Here is a 20,185-nt window from a genome sequence, read left to right on the forward strand (position 1 = left end):
ACAACGCGCCGGGCGACAGAGTGGATGCTGTATCACCAAAGGTGGCACGGTATATGACCTGAAGAACGAAGACGGAAAAAACGTCGGGCACGGCGTTATTATGTTTTGCTACATTCCTGTATTGATTCATATCCCTATTCATACCTTATCCGGAAAGTGGACGTTAATTTATACGTGAAAGAATGATCGGGTGGTGTTATTTTATTTTCAGGATGTAAATCTATGCATACTCAGGTGTCGATGCCTGAATTTAGCTTGCCAGAGCAAGGCATTTCACCGGGCGTGTAAATGGTAACAGGGCGTAAATATTGTGGCGGTGAGAGATTGCTTTTAATAAATTCGTTTTATTTGTAATAAAAGAATCATTTTTTATTCGGACGAGTCTTATGTGAACAGGTATTAGTTGCGATATATCCATTATACATCAGGTTGTAGCTGTGTTGGCTGTATTATCTGGCCCATCTCTGGGCCTCGTTATTTCGGGGAGGTAGTTAGCTGCGTTCAACGCCTAAAACGCTGTTATTGGGGACATAGGGTATTTTTACGTGGTACAGGCCAGAACAGAGCCGCTTGTCCCCAGACGTTGCCGCTGTTGTACCCTAACTGCCACACTTCGCCATCATAAATCGTGAAGGTATTGCCTTGCTTATCGACACGTGGCCCGGTGTAGTTTTTCGCAATACCATCGCGGGTGACGATATCGAGTAACTTTTGACGTTCAGCGCGATCCGCCGGGGAAGCGCTCAGTCGCGACGGCAACTGTAACATCTCCTCATGGCTATACTTAAAGCAACGTAAAGCACACTGGTTGGCATAGATAAAGACAGGGTCGCTTGTGTTGCCATGGGCCAGGATACTGTAAGGTGCGGCTTGATCCAGCCACAGATAGCGATCTTCTACATCCTCAGGACAATAGAGCCCCTTACCGTTCAATGCGCGGTAACATTCATCGATCCGCCTTAATAGCGCCAGACGTTCTGCCATTGTCATCACTCTTCCTCCTTCACATGTTGAGCCGGGCTGGCTTTAATACGCACAGTTCATCGGCTATATAATCCAGCCGCGTGAACCTTGTCATGCTTATGGGGTGTAGTGTCGCTACCGATTAGCGATTTCAGACTTATCTGGCAGGCGTACCACGACACTGCGCAGTCTTTGACGGGCTTATCACCACCGCGTTTTATTTCGGCATATTCGCGTCTTCGCTTTCGCTGTTTAGCGATACTCATACCATCTGGTGGCAGGAAGCCTGTATCTGTAAAGTGTCACGCCATGCTCTGTACTATTACCGTTGTGAGCATTTAGCTAGTGGGTGGGCCGGCACCGACGGTGATGTAAGGGGGCCTACAGTTGTTCCAGAAGTTACGCAGGCAGGGGCATGCATGGAACCATAAACGCGTTCATCGTATTTACTGCCTGTTAAAACTGAATTTTCGTCGTAAAGGAAAGCAACGTTTGCTCGTGCGTAACCCCGCACCGCTGGTGACGCCGGAAGCACTTAACCAGAGCTGGTCGATAGATTTTATGCATGATGCGCTGGTCTGCGGCAGATGCTTTCGGACCTTTAATGTGGTAGATGACTTTAACCGCGAAGCACTGGCGATAGAAATCGATCTGAATATCCCGGCACAACGGGTGGTCAGAGTACTGGACAGGATCGTGGCAAACCGTGGTTATCCGCTGAAACTGCGGATGGACAACGGACTACCGTTTGAATCAACAGTTTTTGCGCGCAAGGATCCTGCCATCTAATACAACGGCGATGGTTCATTGTTGTATCCGATATCGCTCATCTCCTTTCGGCTTATAAATATGCTTACCATGACATACAAGGGTCCGAATGGCCCGACAGGACTTAACACAGCATTTTGGGAAACCATGGACGTTGAGCATTATCTAATGGTTGCGATGCGCCTTACGGCCCGTTGAATCACGTCCCATGGCTTATTTCATAATACCCTTTGTAATCAATATCCTGCTTTACAATTGCATGCGCCACTCTGGCGACTTTTGTTGCTACAGCCGTCATGGCTTTTCTTTTCTGATCTGGCTTGTCGCCATTTTCCCGAATATAACGTTCATATTTGTAGCGGAAGCTGTTTTCTCTCGTTCTTACGGCTACGGTGGCGGCAAGCCAGAAGGCATATCTTAACCGCGCATTTCCACATTTCGACAATCTGTAATCACTGTGCTTTTGCCCGCTCTGGCTGGCGGAAAGATTAAAACCGCAAAAGTTGAGGTACTGCCGGTAATGAGTGAAACGTGTCAGATCACCGCTTGCAGCAATTATCATAAGGGCAATGATGGCGCCAATACCGGGGATCGTACGTAAGTGCCTGTAGTCACTCCGTTCCTGTAAATAATTTTCTGCCTGCTTTTCAAGCTGCAATCGCTGTACCGAAAGCCCGACATAACGATGAAGTTGTAATCTGAACGTGGTCACTGCCAGAGAATCTTCTGACAACGGTAAGGCAATGGGATCCGCAGCAACATCATAGAGATGTTCAAGAAACTGCTGTTTATACTGTTTCCTGCCAACAACATCCCATGACTGTTTTACAAACACATCCCGGTTCAGTGATGTAATACAAGACGGTGTAGGGAATTGAAGCAAGAACTGACAGAACCACTCTGCCCGGGACATATGCAGAAATTGCTCAGCCTCGGGGAAATAAAGGGTCAGATAGTGGTTAACCAGGCTGTTCAGGCATCGGGTTCGAGCCAGAGTAACCTGATGGTATGTGTTTGATATCTCCTGTATATCGATAATGCCGTTCGCCAGAGGATCATAAAATGGTGAAGATAATCCCTGTTCGAGCAAATACATAATGACACTGGCATCTTTGCGATCATTTTTATCCCAGGTCTTAAACAGCATCTCACGTGCTCGCGCACATCTGACAGATGAAACAAGATGGCATTTTACGCCCTGCTTATGTAACCACCATGCGATGTTACGGTGATAATCAGCGGTAGGTTCAAAGGCCGCGGTAATATCATTATGGGGGGAAGCGGTGAGCGCAAGTAATCGGTTGAAGCCTTCCAGTGTATTTTCAATACGCAGGAAAGATGTTCGTCTATCCGGGTGTCGAATTTTTGCATCATGATGTTTTTTAGCGATATCCAGGGCAATCAGTGTCCCCGACAGGCTGGTGTTACTGACAAGAGTATTCATTGATTTTCTCCACTTGTGACAGGCATTACAAGTTGTAGAAAATGGCTGAGTAAAACGCGAACTGGATGCATTCAATAGGTATCATGGCCCGGAGCTAATATCACTGACTCTGTCGCAGTGGGCAGAAGAGCATGGTGTCATGCTGGAATTTATCAAACCGGGAAAACCCACGCAAAATGCCTTCATCGAACGTTTTAACCGGACATACCGGACAGAGATACTGGATTTTTATCTGTTCAGAACATTGAATGAAGCACGGGAAATCACAGAGCGCTGGCTGACGGAATACAACAGCGAGCGGCCTCATGAATCCCTGAATAACCTGACGCCTGAGGAATACCGGCTGATGACTGAAAAACCGGATATCTCAAAAAGTGCATGGAACTAAAACTGGTGTACTTACAAAACCTCCGGCTATGCCGGAGGATATTTATTTTGAAGCACACTAGTCTGAATGTTTAATCAATCGAGTTATTTAACTAATCAGTATTAACTCGTATAGTGTAGTGATAAGAAATTAATTATTATCAAAACCTATAAATTTAGAAAAATACGGTAGCAATAGTGTGTTTGAGTAGGCTGTAAGATGATCACCATCGAAGTATAGCGGTTTATCATTCATCTTTGAATAGCAGATGTCTTCAGGACAAAGTACAGGTGTAGGATCCCAAATTTTAACGCTGGGAATTTCATTTATTATTTTTTTATAAGTCATTAGTACTGGATTTCTTAATTTTTCTATAGTGCTTTTATTTATAGATAACCCATTCAAACATATTGGGTTATTCTTGTTAAACCAATCTGAACATCTATAGTTTATTGCTTTTAGTTCTGGTGTTGGAGCTTCCAGTATTATTTTCGCACCATAGATTTCTAATTCATTGATAATTTTAACCGCTTCTTTTAATGCAATTTTTCTATCATTTTCTGCTTTGGAGCTATAAATATTATTTAGGGCTGAATCCACGCCGAAATAACCCCATTGGTCAACAATTCTTGGTATTCTGAGAGATGCCATAAATATAATGTCACCTTTTTTGATGCGATTTTTTATGTCATCCAGAGCTGAGGTACTAAAGGATTTACAAGTGCCCGTTTCTCGATCTGGCTGTAAACTTAAGAATGGACACCCACCAATAGAGTATTGGAATACTGTTGTTCCATATTGAGCAACTAATTTCTTTAGCATTGATGAATAATGCATTGCATGAGAGTCGCCTATAACAAATACATTATTTTCTTTTCTATTGAAATCAGGAGCACAATTGACAGGTTTGTGAATGGTTACAGCACCATTAGGTAAGTTAACCAATGATGTTTTGGAACTACATCCTTGAATTGATATTTCAACTGGTGTACCTTCCGGATACCATATATCCCTATTTTTTTCAACAACACTAAGTGATATATTATGTTTTTGAGATAATAAATATGTCGCTAAAGAATAGCCAAAAAAAACAACTACGAGGAAAAATATTATTGATAAATTCTTGTGAAAATTACTCTTTATATTCCTTACTAATCTTCTTGGTGGTTGTTCAATTAATTTATAAGAAAATATAGAAAAGACAAAAGTTAATACCAAAGAGAGTGCTTGGTATTTATACTCATTGAGTCCAACAGTCCATCGAAATAGGGTAAATATAGGCCAATGCCAGAGGTAAAGAGAATACGATATTTTACCAATAAATACAATAGACTGATTGGTTAAGAAATGGAATGCAATTCCACTATTTCTCCCATGCAAGGACGATATTATAAGAACAATTCCGGTGATAGGGACTATACAGTCTGGAAACGGTGATGAATCTGGGGTTGATATAATAAATCCAAGTGCTATAAATAAAAATCCTGCAATGGATGTAATATTACTTTTTATGCCTGTATTTTTGTTGTCGTTTAAATTTACACCTAATTTATTTAATATTTGAAATGTAATTACTCCCGCTGCTAACTCCCAAAACCTTGACCATATCATGTAAAAGGCATGTGTTTTGTCAGTCAGAAATAGATTGTGCGATATATATAAAGATAGAAAAAAACAAAGAAAAAAAACAATGAAAGATGATTTTTTAAACCCTTTAATCCATAGATAAAAAAATAATGGAAAAACAAAATAAAATTGCTCTTCAACACCTAGAGACCATGTGTGCGTAAATGGATTGAACTCAGATACAGGTGAAAAATAATCTCCACTGGATTGAGATAAAACAAAATTAGAAAGACCAAAAAAAGCATAGAGGCCTGTTTTATCATTTGATTGTGAAAGCCAGGCTTCGGGTATAAATAGAATTGATAATAGAAAGGTAACCAATAAGCAAACTGTTAATGCTGGATATATTCTGGCTAATCGTCTAAGATAAAATGATCTTATGAAAGAAAATATCCCTTCATTTTTTATTGTGCTTACTGATAATGATACAACAAAACCAGATATAACAAAGAAGATATCAACACCGGTAAATCCACCAGGTATGATTTTGCTATTCATATGATATAATATTACAGCTATTACAGCGACCGCCCTTAGTCCATCAATATAATTAGCGTACTTATTTTTATCAACCATTTTCCTCAACTCTTTACTATAAAAAAGATAATATTATAGCATTTTTTTTGTGAGTAGTTAAGAGTTTTTCAATTAACCATTTTATATTTCTTGTGAATTTTTTTAAGTGCCAGATGACGTGTCCACTATATAAGTTACAGTTAATAACTGGTGTAAATATCCAAGATTTTATTTTGAAAATGCTAAAAAATCGCATGGACACCTATTTGCTGAATATAAATTATACAGTTTTTAATTGAATTACTACAATATATATACCATGTTTCAATAAGACTTGACTGTAAACATCCGTTTTAGTTCCGCATATTTTTGAAATTTCCGCTTTTTTGATCCCTTCCCAATATCGGTACCAGGCTAAATCAGAGATCCGGGCCTTTTTTTCAGGCTTCGGATAAATTCTTTCGGAGTCAGGTTATTTAACGAGGAATGGGGTCTTTGCTGGTTATATTCCTGTCGCTAGTGTTCGACCTTTTCCTGCGCATCTTCCAGTGGCAGGAACCAGTGTACGTCTAAATAGCTTCGCCAAATAGTAGATCACTTGAAGGGAACTCAGTCCGAATTAAGCGATCTGATCAATCGCCAAACATCACAAATCACCAACCGGACTGAGCGATGCCGATCATAGCAGCAATCCCTGATGAAGAACGACAACTGATGTGCAAAGCAGCCCAACAAACACGCGATAAAAATTATGCCAGACGACTCATTGCCATGTTGATGTTACATCGAGGAATGACCGTCACCGACGTCGCCAGACTGCTCTGTGCTGCGCGTTCATCCGTCTGAAGATGGATAAACTGGTTTACTTTACAGGGTGTTGAAGGACTCAAGAGCCTCAAACCTGGTCGTGCGCCTTGCTGGCCGGTCGCCGATATACAGCGTGAGCTTTCCTTGCTGGTTCAACGTTCGCTGAAGGATTTCGGCTGGCTGCGCTCCCGCGGGAGCACGGAGTTACTGACCCGTATTGTCAACCGGCTTTTTGACGTGACGATCCACCGCTCCACCCTGCACCGATACCTCAAACAGGCCGGTATGGTCTGGCGCAGGGCCGCACCGACGCTGAAAATCAGGGACCCGCATTATGATGAAAAGCGGCTTGCCATCGAGCTGGCTCAGGACTCAGCGGCTAATCCTGTGTTTTATCAGGATGAGGTCGATATCGACCTGAACCCGAAAATCGGTGCCGACTGGATGCCCAAAGGGCAGCAGAAGCGTATCGCCACGTCGGGACAGTGTAAGCACACCCGTTTTAGTTCCATGCACTTTTTGAGATATCCGGTTTTTCAGTCATCAACCGGTATTCTTCCGGCGTCAGGTTATTCAGGGATTCATGAGGCCGCTCGCTGTTGTATTCCGTCAGCCAGCGCTCTGTGATTTCCCGTGCTTCATTCAGCGTCCTGAACAGATAAAAATCCAGGATTTCTGTCCGGTACGTCCGGTTAAAACGTTCGATAAAGGCATTTTGCGTCGGCTTGCCCGGCTTAATAAACTCCAGCAATACACCATGTTCTTCTGCCCACTGTGCCAGCGCCAGCTAGACCAGTTCTGGTCCGTTGTCCATCTGCAGTTTCAGCGGATAACCACGGTTTGCCACGATCCTGTCCAATACTCTGACCACCCGTTGTGCCGGGATATTCAGGTCGATTTCTATCGCCAGTGCTTCGCGGTTAAAGTCATCTACCACATTAAAGGTCCGAAAGCGTCTGCCGCAGACCAGCGCATCATGCATAAAATCTATCGACCAGCTCTGGTTAAGTGCTTCCGGTGTCACCAGCGGTGCGGGGTTACGCACGGGCAAACGTTGCTTTCCTTTACGACGAAAATTCAGTTTTAACAGGCAGTAAATACGATGAACGCGTTTATGGTTCCATGCATGCCCCTGCCTGCGTAACGTCTGGAACAACTTCCTGAAGCCGTAGCGCGGATAGCGCTCCGCCATTTCAGTCAATACCTGAATCACCGGCTCATCACGCCGGGTGTCGGGCTGATAAAAATAGACCGTCCTGCTCAACGATAACGCCCTGCATGCCTGGCGGATGCTCATCGCAAACTGTGCGGTCAGATAACTGACGAGTTCACGCTTTATCGCGGGTTTTAAAGCTTGTTTTCAATAACATCCTTGAGTGCGCGGCACTCCAGACTGAGGTCGGCAAACATCTGTTTCAGACGCCGGTTTTCGTCCTCCAGATCTTTCATCTTTTTGATATCAGAGGCTTCCATACCGCCAAACTTCGCTTTCCAGTTGTAATAGCTGGCTTCAGAAATACCGGCTTCACGGCAGACATCCTTAACGGTACGTCCGGCTTCGACGGACTTCAGAACGGCAATGATCTGGTGTTCGGTGAATCGGGCTTTACGCATGGCGATCTCCTCAACGGGACATAATCAGTATGTCGGAAGATCTCTAAAAGTGAATGGTTCGGTTTACCGGGATACTTACACTTTGTGTTAGGTCCCAAAAAGGGTGCCATAACGAGTAGCTTCTAGCAAATCTCAGTAGACTTCTATAGACGTAAAAAAGCCCGCAAGGCTGGGTCCATGCAGGCTTAGTAGGCTTCAGTATACTTCAAACAACTAAAAAGTGGTGGAGCTGGGGGGAGTTGAACCCCCGTCCGAAATTCCTACATTCCTTATGGTAGGTAGTAAAAACAATAAATTACAATAAAAACAAAATGTTATTTTGTGGTGAGTGGTGAGGAAAAGGCTTGATTGCCATTCGCTGCCGCCAACCTGCCGCCATTTTTTGGCGACCAGTTCAGGCCGTTGAGTGGGTTTTTAGTGATGGCGTCTTCCAGATGGTCGGGCGCAAAGTGGGCGTAGATCATGGTCATTTTGATGTCAGCATGGCCGAGGATATCACGCAGCACCAGTATATTGCCGCCGTTCATCATGAAATGGCTGGCGAAGGTGTGGCGCAGTACGTGGGTACATTGCCCGTCAGGAAGCTGAATTCCCGTCCGGTTAATGGCGCGCTCAAAGGCTTTACGACAGGGAGAAAACAGCTTCCCGCTTTTACGTGGGATCTCATCATACAGTTCGCGGCTGATGGGAACGGTTCGGTTTTTCTTGCCCTTGGTGCGGGTGTAGGTGATGCGATAAGGCGTGACTTGCTGGCCGGATAGCCCTTCCGCTTCGCTCCAGCGCGCGCCCGTTGCCAGACATATTTTTGTGACTAGCAACAGATGTGGGTTAGCAGATTCGGCGCACGCATCCAAAACGCGTTTTATCTCATTGGGGGCCAGAAACGCCAGTTCCTGTTGCGCTATCTTGAATGTTGGCAAGCCGGATAACGGGTTGGGGGCATCCCAGTGGCCTAGTTTTTTCAATGTGCCGAAGACGGCGGATAAGTTGCGCTGTTCCAGATTGACAGTGCGTGGTTTGACGACAGCCAAAGGGATGCCACTTGCGTCAGTCATCTGCCCGGCTAACCGCAGTTCGCGGTAATGCGCGAAATCGGCGGCGCTCAGTTCTCTGGCTTTGGGGTTGCCCAACCCGGTGCAGATGATATCAAGTTTCGCCATCATCCTTTTTGGGTCGGCCAGTGTGCGGCCGTAAAGAGAAAACCACAGATCGATAATCTCCCTCAGGCTGCGGTTATCCGCTTTTTCACCAAGCCAGGGCTTGTTTTCAATCTCTTCCATCGTGAAGCGCTCAAATGCCAACGCCTCACCTTTGGTGGCAAACTGCTTGCGTACCCGCTTGCCTTCACGCCCTAATGGGTAGCACTCACACAACCATTTCCCTGATGCCAATTTACGAACAGCCATATACCCCCCTTGTAAACTGAGGATGCATACTTACTGTGTATAAAAACAGTCATCAATGTATGGATGTTGTGAGAGCAAACAAATGGCTGAAGGTTGTTGAGGCTATCTATGAGATATTTCATGATATCTAACTATTATTAGACTGGCGTTCTCTTTCTTCTTTTTGATTTTTTTCATATTCCCATCTTACAGACGTCATCACTATTGCATAAACATTGTAAATGAAAGTTTTAATAGCTAGTACCAAATAAACAAGGCTAGTTCCAATGACGACATAAGATGTTTTTATCCCATATGGTTTTATGATTTCAGAGTAAGGCATGGCTCTTATAATATTAGCAAGGAACCCATTTGTTTGACCGAGTAGTATTATGAAAAGATAAATTAAAGTACAAGCTATAAATGATATGAAAACTTTCATAAATGCCATGAAGTTATACTTCAGGGTTGGGATTTTAGCTTCTTTATTTTCGTGTAGCATCATTGCTATCATCATATCTGGTTTTGATAGTGTCGCGAAAATGGTGAAGCCAGCAATTAGGAAACCTAGTGTTGTAATCGTAAAGTTAAATCCAAAATTAGACCATCCCCTGATGTCTAAAAGTAACTGATCTGTTTTTTTTGCAAGAAGAAAAGAGTTTATAATTAATAACATTGCCGTGGAAATAATTATGACTATATGAAGCTTGCTCATTGTGATTTTCCTAGCAAGCAAAGCCACTTGCCAAAGATTTTTTTCTTTGGTTATTTCACTTCCGGCTATGTTATATTTCATTTATTTGAATCTCTCAAATATTTTCTTAATTTTCCCTAATGTACCCTTCTCAGTAATTTTTGGTAATCTTATCCTTTCGTCTGCGACTAAATCTTTAAAAACACTATAGCATTCTTGTGATGCCTCATTTATGTCTTTTGAAAGATCTTTTACATCACAGGTAAGACTAAAATCCTCATTACTGCCCTTCATTATATCACCAGCATCATCGAAACCTCTCATTCTAAATTGTGAGTTTGCGAGACTTGTCGAGGCTTTTAGTTGTGATAACACAGCATTGTGACGTAACCCGTCCTCAGGGTTAGTAAATAATACGCTTGCTTGCCTGCTATTCATGTTTTCGCTTCGTTCTCCAAACTCTTGCCAGAAAAAATCATCATTATCTATTTCTTCTTTATTGGTTGGTAATAATTTTATTGATACTCTGTTTATTTTATTGAAAAGGTTGATGAAATCTTCAAGGCTTTTTTTGTCTGTTAATGTTGTTATTCTTAATTTTGGTGAAGGTACCTCTTCTCTCAATGATTTTTTTGTAACTCTAGGTAGCCTATATTCTAAACCATCACGAAACTCTTTTTCTTGCTTGTAAGTTTCATCAATATAATCATTCCATCTATGAGTTAAGCAGTACTGACTTGTGCTGCGAAAATTTTCTATAGATGGAGCGCCGGACACCTCTTTACATAATATTAATCTGTGTGTGTTTAATATTAATAGGAATATAGAGCTTGGAGCGGTTTCTAATTCGTCATAGTCTTCGATTATTTCCGAACCTGATATTATTTGATCTCTTGATAAAACCGTGTTTTTTACTATTCTTCCTTGTATTCCAAGGACTGGATGTTCTTCAGAATCATCTAGAACGACCATTTCTGTATTAATGAAAAAATAATCAGATTTATCTTTTATTGAACGGATGTAATTCATCTCGAAAAACGATGGCATTACTATTTCATCTAGCAAGTCCATCAATACTAAATCATTCCCGAATTTTAGTGTATAATTTCCAAATTCAAGTTTTTTTATAAACTCCATTATAAAACTCCAAAAATAATTATAATCTAGCTATGATGGGGATAATGTATAAAGAAAAATGGCTTTGTTTAACTGTTTGTTAATTGAAACATTACTGTGTATAGCTTGCCAAACTATCGCTCAGAGGTGTTATTCTCCTTGAGATTGCTATAAATAATAATTTCCTATTAAAAACCATTCATAAATAGAAATTAACCGATCGATTGCCGATTTTCCACTAAAATTATTAACTGGGGCTGAAATTTTATCATTTTTCATGCGCTTATTGTTAGTTTGATAATTTTTGCAATGAAAATAATATCTGAAATAAAGCAATCAAAATCTACAGAGCCGCCGATCACTCGTATTTTCTCGACGGGAATTCTGGCCAGATCTCTGATGCTAGTCTGGCCTTCAATTTCAACCAGCCACTTACCATCAACCACTTCATCAAACTGGCGATCGGCAATGTAGGTTATGTCTCCATCCAGAATGACAACCGGGTCTTTCAGTCCATCGGATAGAAAAGCCTTATCAAACATATAGTAGTTTGAATCGTAGAGTTTTCCATCGATCAGCTTTTGCCTTGGTATAGCGATCACATCATTTCTGGCGTCATCAAACTTTGGGCCTTCACCTGTAGCGAGCCAGCGTAAAGATACGCCGGTTTCTAAAGCCGCCTGAATGACCCAATCAGCAGGAAAAGAGTCACGCATGTATCTGTTAGCTAAAGTGCTTTTTGATACACCGAGATGGTCACATAGAGCCTGACGATTCTTAAAACCATACGCCTCAACAAGACGCTCAATCGCTGCCTTTGCACCAGTCCCAAAATTCATAAAGTTCACCAAATGTATACTTTTAGTTTGACTAACACTAAAAGTGATCGTAAATTTCGTGTGTACACAAAAAGTGGACTAATCACAGTTCACAACGGCTCACCACAAGCCAATAGGGAATGTTGCATTATGAGACCTCAAATATCAATCACCCTGGCCGTGCCGTCTGTCTCGATTGAGAAATACAGCGAGCTGACCGGCCTTTCTATCGACACCATCAACGACATGCTGGCTGATGGCCGCTTAACTCGTCACCGCCTGCGCAAAGATAAAAAGCGTGAAAAGGTGATGATCAACATCGCCGCTATGACGGTTGATGCGCTCGCAGATTGTGATATTTCGCTCAATTAGTTTGATATTGAGATTTTTGGAGTTCACAAACCATGTTTGATTACCAGATCGCTAAACAGATGCACTTTGATGAAGCCTGTCGTGCCTTTTCACTTCGCCACAATCTGGCGGAGCTGGCGCGCATGGCGGGGATGAATCAGCAAATCCTGCGTAACAAGCTGAATTCAGACCAGCCCCACAAGCTGACCTGTGAAGAATTGCTGACGCTGACCGACATCACCGAGGATGCCACGCTGATCGATGGGCTTTTGGCGCAACTGAACTGTCTGCCAGCGGTGCCAGTAAATGAGGCCAGAGCAGAACGGCTTACCGCCTATGTGCTGCAAGCCACTGCCGCAGTAGGGAAGGTAGCCGCCGAAAGCATATCGGATGAGCGTATGACGCAGACGCGACGCCATAGCCTAATGAGTACCATCAGCGACGGGGTGCGTTACCTGTCGCTGATTGGCCTGACGGTGCAGTCGCGCATTCAGGCTAACCCGGCAATGGCGTCAACGCTGGATGCTCTGAGCGGGTTAGGCGCATCGCTGACAATCGGATAATAACAACACCAGGGAAACCACGCGCCGGGCGTGGTGAAACATCCCGGCACCTATTTGCAACCGTCTATCTGTGGGCGGTTACCAATAGGAGCAACAATGCAAAAGCCGATCTCAATTACCCCTTTCCTGAGAAATAACCAGGCCGGGGCATCGCTTCCCGTAGAGGTGCGTCATGGCAAAGGCAAGCAGGGCATTATTATTCGGCCAGATGGCCGCCGATGGAGTCCACCGAAAGGGGCGTTTAACCGGTAATCAGGAGGGAATATGTCTCAATCTGTCGATCATCAGAAATGGATACAGCGTTGCCGGGATATCGTGTTTAAAGGTGAATCCCGCGCTCAGTCATTTTGGGAACGTGCTGCACTGGATACCCGTGAAATTATCCTGTTTTCTGCAAAACCAAAGCTGAAATCGCGCCATGTTAATTACTCATGGCATCAGTTTACGGCGGAAGAACGTGCCGCTATTTGGGGGGCAATTAAGCGCATCCGGTCTATTTGCGATGAAACCGCGCTATTTGGCCCGGATGATTTTTTGAAAACCCGTAATCAAAACGGCGCAAGCAATACGCCGAACCCGTCACCCATTCATTAATTAATCCATAGCAACGAATAAATGCCCTTTATCGGGCAGGGATTCGTATTACCTGAAAAAAGGAAACCGTAATGATTGCAACCAAATTAAGGCCCATGAATGCCGCCGCTGATGGCGCACTGATCGAACTGCTGAATAAAGCCCGCCGGGAGGAGCGCAAAGAGCAGCATTTTTCCTTCTCACTGCGCCTTGCTGCGCTGGCTGTCCGTGCTCAACAACGTGACCTCTCCGCCGCCGAAGTGGTGGAACTGATCCGCCAGGAATCGGAACGTTTTGAGCATTCCGCTCAGGAGCTTATCTAATGGATATGCCACAAAACCCCGCTTATAACCGTGTGGATATCAATGGGCGTTATGCGATTGCGAAAGTGGGTTATGACTTTGCGCTGGGGGAAGTGCAATGCGATAACCGGGACGGCGCACAGCCTTATCTGTCCACCCTCGCGGTATACCAAACGCCGATTACGCTGGTGAATGATTTTGTACATCGGTCGCTCTGCGCTGAAATTCGGCGCGGAACGGTTACTGACATCACCACCATGCTGACCGAAGCAGAGCGCCTTTCCCTGCTGTGCCTGAATGCCTTTGAACAGTTAGAAAATACTGGAACCGGGTTAAGTGAATGAACCCGGAACACAATGGCGCTTATCACGTCGTCAATCAGTGGCGACGTGAGCAGTTCACCCGCAACGAACCGGACGGCTTAACCTATGTTGAGCGTAGTCTATGGCACCTTAACCCGCTGGATCACCAGTGGCGTCAGCAGTATCTGGCCGGAATGCCGGACTATCTGGCGAAGTATTTCGGCCAGCGTTATGAAACGCTGTTTACATCCGATGAGCACAAGGGCCGCCGCCGGGCCAATACGTTTTTACTCCGTACCCTGGGGAAAAGCGTATTGCCACGCCTGCGCACCGTTACCGAACGATACCAGACGCAACAGCGTGCGGCGGGAGATCTGCCGTTCCCGTTCGGTGATGATCTGGAAAAGCTGCCGGTTTATGACCGTGACAACATCCGTGCCCTGTCACAGCAGGTGGCCGACTTTATGGCTGCATCGTTGCGCGACTACACCGAAAACCGCATCAGGAACACTGGGGAACTAACAGACAGGTACATCACCTTGCTGTCATTCCGTCACCTTGGTCTGCTGACCTTACAGGCAGGAATTCAGCCGCCGTACTGGGCGCAATTCACCAAAGGCCGCCACCCGTTATCCACTGAAAAAGCTGAATCCGGCTTGTTACGCATGATGTCGCCTGAATGGTGGCGGGCGCGATTAAAACGCCGCCGTGATATCCAGCGGGAGCATATGGCTATCGCGGTCGGCCAGGTGCAAAAGGCGGCGTCGCCGTATGTTTCCCGATCTACCCTGGATGAATGGAAAGAGCAGAAACGGCGTAACCGGGAGTTTTTCAAAGCGTTTGAACTGGAAGATGAAGAGGGAAACCGCGTCTCTCTGGACGACAAAGTTAACGCCAGCAACGCTAACCCGGCGATCCGCCGCTGTGAGCTGATGGTGAGAATGCGCGGCTTTGAGGATTTGGCGCAGGAAATGGGCTGCGCCGGAGAGTTTTACACTATTACCGCGCCGTCACGGTATCACGCAGTACACAGCGGTGGTGGGTTCGTTGAACAGTGGAGCGGGGCAAGTCCACGTGACACACAGAAATACCTGTGCGGCGTGTGGGCGCGTATCCGGGCGGAACTGTCACGCGAAGAGATTAGCGTGTTTGGTTTCCGGGTCGTCGAACCACATCATGACGGCACACCGCACTGGCATTTGTTGTTATTCATGCGCCCGGAGCACATCGAGCAGGTGCGTGACATTATGGCTTATCACGCCCGCCGGGAAGATGCCGATGAGCTGAACAGCGAAAAGGCGCAAAAAGCCCGCTTCCACTATGAACCGATTGACCCGGAAAAAGGCAGTGCTACGGGTTATATTGCCAAGTACATCAGCAAGAATATCGATGGTTACGCACTGGATGGCGAGGCCGACGAGGAAACCGGGGAAAACCTGCGCGACATGGCAAAGGCGGTATCGGCTTGGGCATCGCGCTGGCGTATCCGGCAGTTTCAGCAAATCGGCGGCGCGCCGGTGACGGTTTACCGCGAGTTGCGTCGCCTGGGTGATAAGCAACTGGATAACGCGGCGATGGATGCGGTACTGGCGGCGGCAGATGTAGGCGACTGGGCGGCATACACACAGGCGCAGGGCGGGCCGTTAGTCTCGCGTGATGCGTTGGTGGTGCGCCTGTCCTATGAAGTGACCGAGCGTGCCAATCAATACGCCGAAGACGTGCAAAAGGTTCAGGGGGTGTACTCGCCATTATTGGGATCGCACTCCGCGATCATCACCCGAACGGTGCAATGGAAGATTGTTCCGAAACAGGCCGCCGCGTTAGCGGGGGCCGGGGTTTCTGGCGGCTCTGCCGCCGCTTGGAGTTCTGTCAATAACTGTACGCCGGGCCTTCGGCGACGATTATCGGAACTGTTGCGCTTAAGAGGTTTTCCACCTGATCCGGGGTTGGTTGATGTGCTCATACGGGGCGGCAATCTGGCCATGAGTGAGGGCAGGGCGCTGAAAATGGTCAATGGCAGGCTGGAAGAAGTGCGCCATACGGGAGACTGCGAACTGTGGGAGGGTTGGAACTGGGGTAAATAAAAGGCCGTTGGTTTACACGGCCTTTTATATGCAATGTCTTTATTTTGAGAAATTATTGAATACAGAAGAGCTATTTTCCAATAAATACTCACTTGCCTTGTTAGCAATGGCATATGCACTTGTTGCTGTAATGACTACAGCACCTATAGAAACAGCATATGCAATAATCTTTTCAGCTGCTTCGTTATCTGCACATTCCACTTTGAACCCGTTTTCACCACCGATAGTAAAGTTGATCATAGGCATCCTTGGATATTTTTTAAACGGCTTTGATATTTTTACACTAGGGATGGGACGAAATCACTGTTTTTGGCAGAATATTTGCGCTGCCCAACAGTTTAGACAGTTTCTTGATGTCATTAAATCACCTGAAAACTGCCAAGGAATAATAAGATGGGGGGAACAGCTAACAAGGCTCCATGTCCGTTGGTGGATGAAAAACACGGAACCGCTAATAGTTTGTTAGCTTCGTATTTATATTTTGAAATGTTTTGTTACGTGAGCGCTATTAGTTGTAGGAGATGACCAATGGATAGGGAGTTTGAGCAGTCACTGATTGTTGAGCGGATTGCCTTTCTGGCCAAAAATGCCGGGATGGACGGTAATGACGAACGAGACATGCAAATTGCGCTGATCTGGATTGCTGAACTGGCGGGGCAATTGATGACGTTACAAGCCGCGTAATGCGGCTTAGGCGGCAGCGGTTCTCAGCAGGTCTAATGCCATTTGTCGCTGTTCGGGTTTTAGGTTATTCAACACCGTTTGCAGCAACTGATCGCCGGTTTTGGCGCTGGGGCTGAGTGTGTGGGAAAAGGTCAGATTCATCACAAAGGTGTAGCCGCATTCCACATCTGAACAGGCACAGTAAATGTCTGCAATCTGTCGGTGTTTGCGGTTCGTTTTGCGGATAACGGCTTTTGAGCCGCACTCCGGGCATTCAATTTTTAATACCCGCATATTCCATGCTCCGGCCTCTAAAACATGGTTAAATTTTAACGTTTTATGCCCCATTACGCACCCTGAATCGTTGTATCATCGGCAAAATCAAAAATTAAATGCAGATTTTGCGGTATTTCGGGGTCTTTATTGATGGAAGCCATAAAACGGCGCTGAATGGGGATCACCTCGTCTTTGCGGTACGTGTTCCGCGCCTTTTCCGGGTCGCCCAGCCCGGCGGCGTTTTGCGGGATGATGCCGCACAGCCCAGCCGGGAAACGGTGTGCATTGAGTACATCCTGGGCGCTGATGTTTTTCACGTTGGCGAATTCGTCCTTGGCGCTGATATCCCCCATTTGAATAAATTGCACCCCCTCTTTGTCGCCGTTCGGGATGTTTACCAGGATGGTGGAGAAATTGCCGATCCCTTTGCTGCTGGCTAACTGGCGTTCAATTTCTTCCTCGATCTCGTCGGTCATATTCGGGTCGCTGGTGTAGAGGATACCGCCGGTGTGTGCGCCGTTGTGGTAGTAGCGGCGGCGAAAAATCACCGCCTCACTGTTCAGCAGGGCCGAGTGAATACCGCCGATGTAATCCGGCAGGCCGTAGATCTGCTGTTGCGGGTCGTACATCTTGATGAAAATCACGTCTTCCGGTGGGTAAACCAGCGGTTCCCCTTTCTGCAATACCACAAATTCCCCGGTTTTGCGGATGCGGGTATACAGCGCGGGTAGCGGCGTCAGGGCGATCACCTCTCCCCAGCCATTGCGCACTTTTAAAATGGCGATATCACCAAAGGTCAGGTAGTCGAACGCGGCGGCCAACATGTCATCGTGAGACAGGCCACCCCCCTGATAATCCGATGCCACCATGTTACGGCGGGCATAGAGGATGCCGCCGTGCTGGCCGTTCAGGTTGACCAGTTGAGCCAGGGCGAGCCGGTCTATCGGCAGGGTGTAGTGATTAAATTCATTGTCATACCACACATCGCGGTAATCGGTGCCGGTGGTTAATACCGGTTCCGGCTTGCCGAAAGTGATAATACTCATCTTTTTACGCGGGGCGTTTTGTGCCTTCTGGCGGCGGTGTGATGTCCTTTTCATGCTGCTTTTTTCAGTCTCCATCGGGATTGGGGTTTGTTCTCATAGTTCAGCGGCTCGTTATCCAGCGCGTGTGCGATAGCGAAGAAGGCTTCGGCATGGCCGGTTTCCGCGCTGCGGTCGGCGATGAACGTCATGGCGTTGCCGCTGGCCGTGGTGGTGCGCCGTATCGCCATAAATGATGCCGGGATAGCCTTTTCATCCTGATCCCACTCAATGCGCTGACTTTCCACCACGTCAGCCGCTTTCATCACCAGCCGGTTTTTGGTTTCCACGCCGTAGCGGATAGCCGTTGCCTGCCTCATGGCAAAGTGCTGGATGTTCTCAAACACCCCGGCACCGATGCCGGTCACATCAATGCCGATATAGGTAAAGTGGTAACGCTGGAACAGCTTTTTGATTTGGTTGGCCTGATAACGGAAGTTCATGCCGTGCCAGTTGACGACCAGCAACACACGGAATTTCTCGCCCTCGTAAATAGGCGGGGCGACAATCACAAACGTGGACAGGTCGCCGGAGCGGGCTGGGTCGTAGCCGCCCCAGACCTCGCGGTTGCCGAATGGACGCGGCGCGGTCGGGTCGTGATCCTGCCAGGTGGCCGGGTCTACGCCGCAGCGCTCCAGGTCGTCAAAGCTGAATACGGCGTCTTTGTTGTCCACAAACACGCACATATACAGCATGTTGAACGTGTCCACGTTGTAGCGGTTGCGCAGTTTTTCCAGGCTGGCCAGATTGAAGCCACCGCGGATCGCGTCTTCCATCGTGATAACGTACCGCCACTGACCATCCGGGCAGAGCCGTCCGCCGTCGCGCAGTTCGTCAAAGCCGGGGAAGTTAACCCCGGCGCGTTTCTTGTTGCCGCGCTTCCACTCTTCGCCTGTCCAGAACGGGTAAGCCTGGTGCGTTTTGGCGCTGGGGGTGGAAAAGTAGGTGGTGCGCCATTTGTCATGGGTGGCCATTGCGCTGGCCACTTCGTTAAGGTGGGCAAAGTTCGGCACCCAAAAGTATTCATCGCAGTACAGATGCCCGCTGTAAGATTGCGCGGTGTTCTTGTTGGTGGATAAAAAGCGCAGTTCGGCCCCGTTGCTCAGGCGGATCGGGTTGCCGGTCAGGGTGATATCAAAATACTGCTGCGCAATGTTGACGATGTACGAGCGGAAAACTTCTGCCTGGGCGCGACTTGCTGACAGGAAGATTTGCGGCTCACCGGTCAGCACCGCATTTTCAAAGGCTTCAAAGGCAAAATACCAGGTGGCTCCAATCTGGCGGCTTTTCAGGATGTTGCGCACCTGCTTGCCGAGATTCGCGCGCAGGTGTTTTTGGTAGCCAAACAGGTGTTCATCCGCCCAGGTGTCAAAGTCTTCTTTGGTCAGGCTGGAAATGTCGTTTTTTCGGTACTGGCGCTTTTTGGCCGGGCGTTCATCGTCGTCATTGCTACGTGAACCGGGCGTATTGCCGTGACCGGCAGCCGCGAGTTTTTCTTTGTGCTTGTTGCTTTGCGCCCGCAGTTTGACGGCGTGGGCGATCAGCATGTCCATTTCCTGCAATTCCAGTTCGGTCTTTTTATCCCGACCGGCCAGCAACTGATAACGGCGCTCTATTGCCTCTTCGGTACTTTCGGCGCTGAGTAAATCCGCCCAGCCGAATTTTTGCGCCCAATAGTAAATAATCCGCGCATTGGGCAGATTTAAATCAGCGGCAATTTCTTTCGGTGTGGCTCTTTTTAAATAGAGCAGCCGCGCAACACCGATTAATTCATCAGAATATTTAGCCATGCCGGTATTATGCGGCGCGATTTTTATTTTATGACCGGTGTTTATTTCGCTGTGTTCGTCAAAGCGTCGTTATCCGAATAG

19 protein-coding genes and 5 pseudogenes are annotated in these 20,185 nt (G+C 46.6%); 11 read left to right on the forward strand and 13 right to left on the reverse strand.

Going from position 1 to position 20,185, the window contains the following annotated elements:
• Positions 1-519: 519 nt before the first annotated feature.
• On the reverse strand, positions 520-990 hold the full coding sequence (locus DD586_RS03655; RefSeq protein WP_012883458.1) for an MEKHLA domain-containing protein: 471 nt from the start codon (positions 988-990) through the stop codon (positions 520-522).
• A gap of 357 nt (positions 991-1,347) precedes the next feature.
• On the opposite strand from DD586_RS03655, the pseudogene DD586_RS03660 reads away from it, so the two are divergent.
• A pseudogene (locus tag DD586_RS03660) lies at positions 1,348-1,731 on the forward strand (DDE-type integrase/transposase/recombinase); the annotation flags it as partial.
• 199 nt (positions 1,732-1,930) lie between these two features.
• On the opposite strand, the gene DD586_RS03665 reads toward DD586_RS03660, so the two are convergent.
• Positions 1,931-3,175 carry an IS110 family RNA-guided transposase gene (locus DD586_RS03665; RefSeq protein ID WP_012883459.1) on the reverse strand — a complete coding sequence of 415 codons (1,245 nt, stop codon included), beginning with the start codon at positions 3,173-3,175 and terminating at the stop codon, positions 1,931-1,933.
• A gap of 82 nt (positions 3,176-3,257) precedes the next feature.
• Between DD586_RS03665 and DD586_RS03670 the strand changes: the two are divergent.
• A pseudogene (locus DD586_RS03670) lies at positions 3,258-3,563 on the forward strand (integrase core domain-containing protein); the annotation flags it as partial.
• 129 nt (positions 3,564-3,692) lie between these two features.
• Here the strand turns inward: DD586_RS03670 and DD586_RS21175 are convergent.
• Together DD586_RS21175 and DD586_RS21180 are read right to left on the reverse strand one after the other, a co-directional pair.
• The gene (locus DD586_RS21175) at positions 3,693-5,744 is read right to left on the reverse strand and encodes an acyltransferase family protein (protein ID WP_012883460.1); all 2,052 of its coding nucleotides are present in this window, start codon (positions 5,742-5,744) and stop codon (positions 3,693-3,695) included.
• A gap of 354 nt (positions 5,745-6,098) precedes the next feature.
• Positions 6,099-6,257: pseudogene (locus DD586_RS21180) on the reverse strand (integrase core domain-containing protein); the annotation flags it as partial.
• 99 nt (positions 6,258-6,356) lie between these two features.
• Here DD586_RS21180 and DD586_RS03675 point away from each other — a divergent pair.
• A pseudogene (locus DD586_RS03675) lies at positions 6,357-6,977 on the forward strand (IS630 family transposase); the annotation flags it as partial.
• A 16-nt stretch (positions 6,978-6,993) separates the two neighbouring features.
• On the opposite strand, the pseudogene DD586_RS03680 reads toward DD586_RS03675, so the two are convergent.
• From DD586_RS03680 to DD586_RS03705, 5 genes and pseudogenes are all read right to left on the reverse strand, one after another.
• Positions 6,994-8,105: pseudogene (locus tag DD586_RS03680) on the reverse strand (IS3 family transposase).
• 314 nt (positions 8,106-8,419) lie between these two features.
• Complete coding sequence (locus DD586_RS03690; protein ID WP_012883462.1) at positions 8,420-9,511, reverse strand: site-specific integrase; 1,092 nt, start codon at positions 9,509-9,511, stop codon at positions 8,420-8,422.
• Positions 9,512-9,638: 127 nt separating this feature from the next.
• Positions 9,639-10,286 carry a hypothetical protein gene (locus DD586_RS03695; RefSeq protein WP_012883463.1) on the reverse strand — a complete coding sequence of 216 codons (648 nt, stop codon included), beginning with the start codon at positions 10,284-10,286 and terminating at the stop codon, positions 9,639-9,641.
• A complete protein-coding gene (locus DD586_RS03700; protein WP_012883464.1) occupies positions 10,287-11,321 on the reverse strand; it encodes a hypothetical protein in 1,035 nt (344 codons plus the stop codon).
• A 254-nt stretch (positions 11,322-11,575) separates the two neighbouring features.
• On the reverse strand, positions 11,576-12,139 hold the full coding sequence (locus tag DD586_RS03705) for a phage repressor protein CI (RefSeq protein WP_012883465.1): 564 nt from the start codon (positions 12,137-12,139) through the stop codon (positions 11,576-11,578).
• A gap of 129 nt (positions 12,140-12,268) precedes the next feature.
• On the opposite strand from DD586_RS03705, the gene DD586_RS03710 reads away from it, so the two are divergent.
• From DD586_RS03710 to DD586_RS03735, 7 genes are all read left to right on the forward strand, one after another.
• Entirely contained in the window at positions 12,269-12,490 is a 222-nt protein-coding gene (locus tag DD586_RS03710) for a hypothetical protein (RefSeq protein WP_012883466.1), read from the forward strand.
• Between the two features lie 32 nt (positions 12,491-12,522).
• Positions 12,523-13,032: a phage regulatory CII family protein gene (locus tag DD586_RS03715; protein ID WP_012883467.1), complete on the forward strand. Its 510-nt coding sequence runs from the start codon at positions 12,523-12,525 to the stop codon at positions 13,030-13,032.
• Between the two features lie 96 nt (positions 13,033-13,128).
• Positions 13,129-13,284 (forward strand): hypothetical protein, encoded by a 156-nt coding sequence (locus DD586_RS22110; RefSeq protein ID WP_012883468.1) that lies wholly within the window; start codon positions 13,129-13,131, stop codon positions 13,282-13,284.
• A 12-nt stretch (positions 13,285-13,296) separates the two neighbouring features.
• A complete protein-coding gene (locus DD586_RS03720; RefSeq protein WP_012883469.1) occupies positions 13,297-13,626 on the forward strand; it encodes a hypothetical protein in 330 nt (109 codons plus the stop codon).
• 71 nt (positions 13,627-13,697) lie between these two features.
• Positions 13,698-13,928, forward strand: a complete 231-nt coding sequence (locus DD586_RS03725) for a DUF2732 family protein (protein WP_012883470.1) — start codon at positions 13,698-13,700, stop codon at positions 13,926-13,928.
• Positions 13,928-14,251, forward strand: a complete 324-nt coding sequence (locus tag DD586_RS03730; RefSeq protein WP_012883471.1) for a DUF5405 family protein — start codon at positions 13,928-13,930, stop codon at positions 14,249-14,251. Before DD586_RS03725 ends, DD586_RS03730 begins: the two co-directional genes overlap by 1 nt.
• Complete coding sequence (locus DD586_RS03735) at positions 14,248-16,293, forward strand: replication endonuclease (RefSeq protein WP_012883472.1); 2,046 nt, start codon at positions 14,248-14,250, stop codon at positions 16,291-16,293. Before DD586_RS03730 ends, DD586_RS03735 begins: the two co-directional genes overlap by 4 nt.
• A gap of 39 nt (positions 16,294-16,332) precedes the next feature.
• On the opposite strand, the gene DD586_RS03740 is transcribed toward DD586_RS03735, so the two are convergent.
• Positions 16,333-16,533, reverse strand: coding sequence for a hypothetical protein (locus DD586_RS03740; protein WP_012883473.1), 201 nt, complete (start codon positions 16,531-16,533; stop codon positions 16,333-16,335).
• Positions 16,534-16,821: 288 nt separating this feature from the next.
• Between DD586_RS03740 and DD586_RS21935 the strand changes: the two genes are divergently transcribed.
• Positions 16,822-16,977 carry a hypothetical protein gene (locus tag DD586_RS21935; protein WP_012883474.1) on the forward strand — a complete coding sequence of 52 codons (156 nt, stop codon included), beginning with the start codon at positions 16,822-16,824 and terminating at the stop codon, positions 16,975-16,977.
• A 6-nt stretch (positions 16,978-16,983) separates the two neighbouring features.
• On the opposite strand, the gene DD586_RS03745 is transcribed toward DD586_RS21935, so the two are convergent.
• From DD586_RS03745 to DD586_RS03755, 3 genes are read right to left on the reverse strand one after another with little or no spacing between them, the layout of a single operon-like run.
• Positions 16,984-17,304, reverse strand: a complete 321-nt coding sequence (locus tag DD586_RS03745) for an ogr/Delta-like zinc finger family protein (RefSeq protein WP_041164277.1) — start codon at positions 17,302-17,304, stop codon at positions 16,984-16,986.
• Positions 17,304-18,332: a phage portal protein gene (locus DD586_RS03750; protein WP_012883476.1), complete on the reverse strand. Its 1,029-nt coding sequence runs from the start codon at positions 18,330-18,332 to the stop codon at positions 17,304-17,306. Before DD586_RS03750 ends, DD586_RS03745 begins: the two co-directional genes overlap by 1 nt.
• Positions 18,329-20,104 carry a terminase large subunit domain-containing protein gene (locus tag DD586_RS03755; RefSeq protein ID WP_012883477.1) on the reverse strand — a complete coding sequence of 592 codons (1,776 nt, stop codon included), beginning with the start codon at positions 20,102-20,104 and terminating at the stop codon, positions 18,329-18,331. The genes DD586_RS03750 and DD586_RS03755 overlap by 4 nt, the downstream gene beginning before the upstream one ends.
• Positions 20,105-20,185 lie beyond the last annotated feature (81 nt).

It is taken from the genome of Dickeya parazeae Ech586 (genome assembly GCF_000025065.1).
GTDB lineage: Bacteria > Pseudomonadota > Gammaproteobacteria > Enterobacterales > Enterobacteriaceae > Dickeya > Dickeya zeae.

Bases quoted from the DNA above. Each gene is read 5' to 3' on its own strand.
- DD586_RS21935 (WP_012883474.1), top strand. From the start codon at position 16,822: ATGGATAGGGAGTTTGAGCAGTCACTGATTGTTGAGCGGATTGCCTTT.
- DD586_RS03755 (WP_012883477.1), bottom strand. From the start codon at position 20,104: ATGGCTAAATATTCTGATGAATTAATCGGTGTTGCGCGGCTGCTCTAT.
- DD586_RS22110 (WP_012883468.1), top strand. From the start codon at position 13,129: ATGCAAAAGCCGATCTCAATTACCCCTTTCCTGAGAAATAACCAGGCC.
- DD586_RS03720 (WP_012883469.1), top strand. From the start codon at position 13,297: ATGTCTCAATCTGTCGATCATCAGAAATGGATACAGCGTTGCCGGGAT.
- DD586_RS03735 (WP_012883472.1), top strand. From the start codon at position 14,248: ATGAACCCGGAACACAATGGCGCTTATCACGTCGTCAATCAGTGGCGA.
- DD586_RS03700 (WP_012883464.1), bottom strand. From the start codon at position 11,321: ATGGAGTTTATAAAAAAACTTGAATTTGGAAATTATACACTAAAATTC.
- DD586_RS03725 (WP_012883470.1), top strand. From the start codon at position 13,698: ATGATTGCAACCAAATTAAGGCCCATGAATGCCGCCGCTGATGGCGCA.
- DD586_RS21175 (WP_012883460.1), bottom strand. From the start codon at position 5,744: ATGGTTGATAAAAATAAGTACGCTAATTATATTGATGGACTAAGGGCG.
- DD586_RS03710 (WP_012883466.1), top strand. From the start codon at position 12,269: ATGAGACCTCAAATATCAATCACCCTGGCCGTGCCGTCTGTCTCGATT.
- DD586_RS03750 (WP_012883476.1), bottom strand. From the start codon at position 18,332: ATGAAAAGGACATCACACCGCCGCCAGAAGGCACAAAACGCCCCGCGT.
- DD586_RS03740 (WP_012883473.1), bottom strand. From the start codon at position 16,533: ATGATCAACTTTACTATCGGTGGTGAAAACGGGTTCAAAGTGGAATGT.
- DD586_RS03730 (WP_012883471.1), top strand. From the start codon at position 13,928: ATGGATATGCCACAAAACCCCGCTTATAACCGTGTGGATATCAATGGG.
- DD586_RS03705 (WP_012883465.1), bottom strand. From the start codon at position 12,139: ATGAATTTTGGGACTGGTGCAAAGGCAGCGATTGAGCGTCTTGTTGAG.
- DD586_RS03665 (WP_012883459.1), bottom strand. From the start codon at position 3,175: ATGAATACTCTTGTCAGTAACACCAGCCTGTCGGGGACACTGATTGCC.
- DD586_RS03745 (WP_041164277.1), bottom strand. From the start codon at position 17,304: ATGGGGCATAAAACGTTAAAATTTAACCATGTTTTAGAGGCCGGAGCA.
- DD586_RS03695 (WP_012883463.1), bottom strand. From the start codon at position 10,286: ATGAAATATAACATAGCCGGAAGTGAAATAACCAAAGAAAAAAATCTT.
- DD586_RS03715 (WP_012883467.1), top strand. From the start codon at position 12,523: ATGTTTGATTACCAGATCGCTAAACAGATGCACTTTGATGAAGCCTGT.
- DD586_RS03655 (WP_012883458.1), bottom strand. From the start codon at position 990: ATGACAATGGCAGAACGTCTGGCGCTATTAAGGCGGATCGATGAATGT.
- DD586_RS03690 (WP_012883462.1), bottom strand. From the start codon at position 9,511: ATGGCTGTTCGTAAATTGGCATCAGGGAAATGGTTGTGTGAGTGCTAC.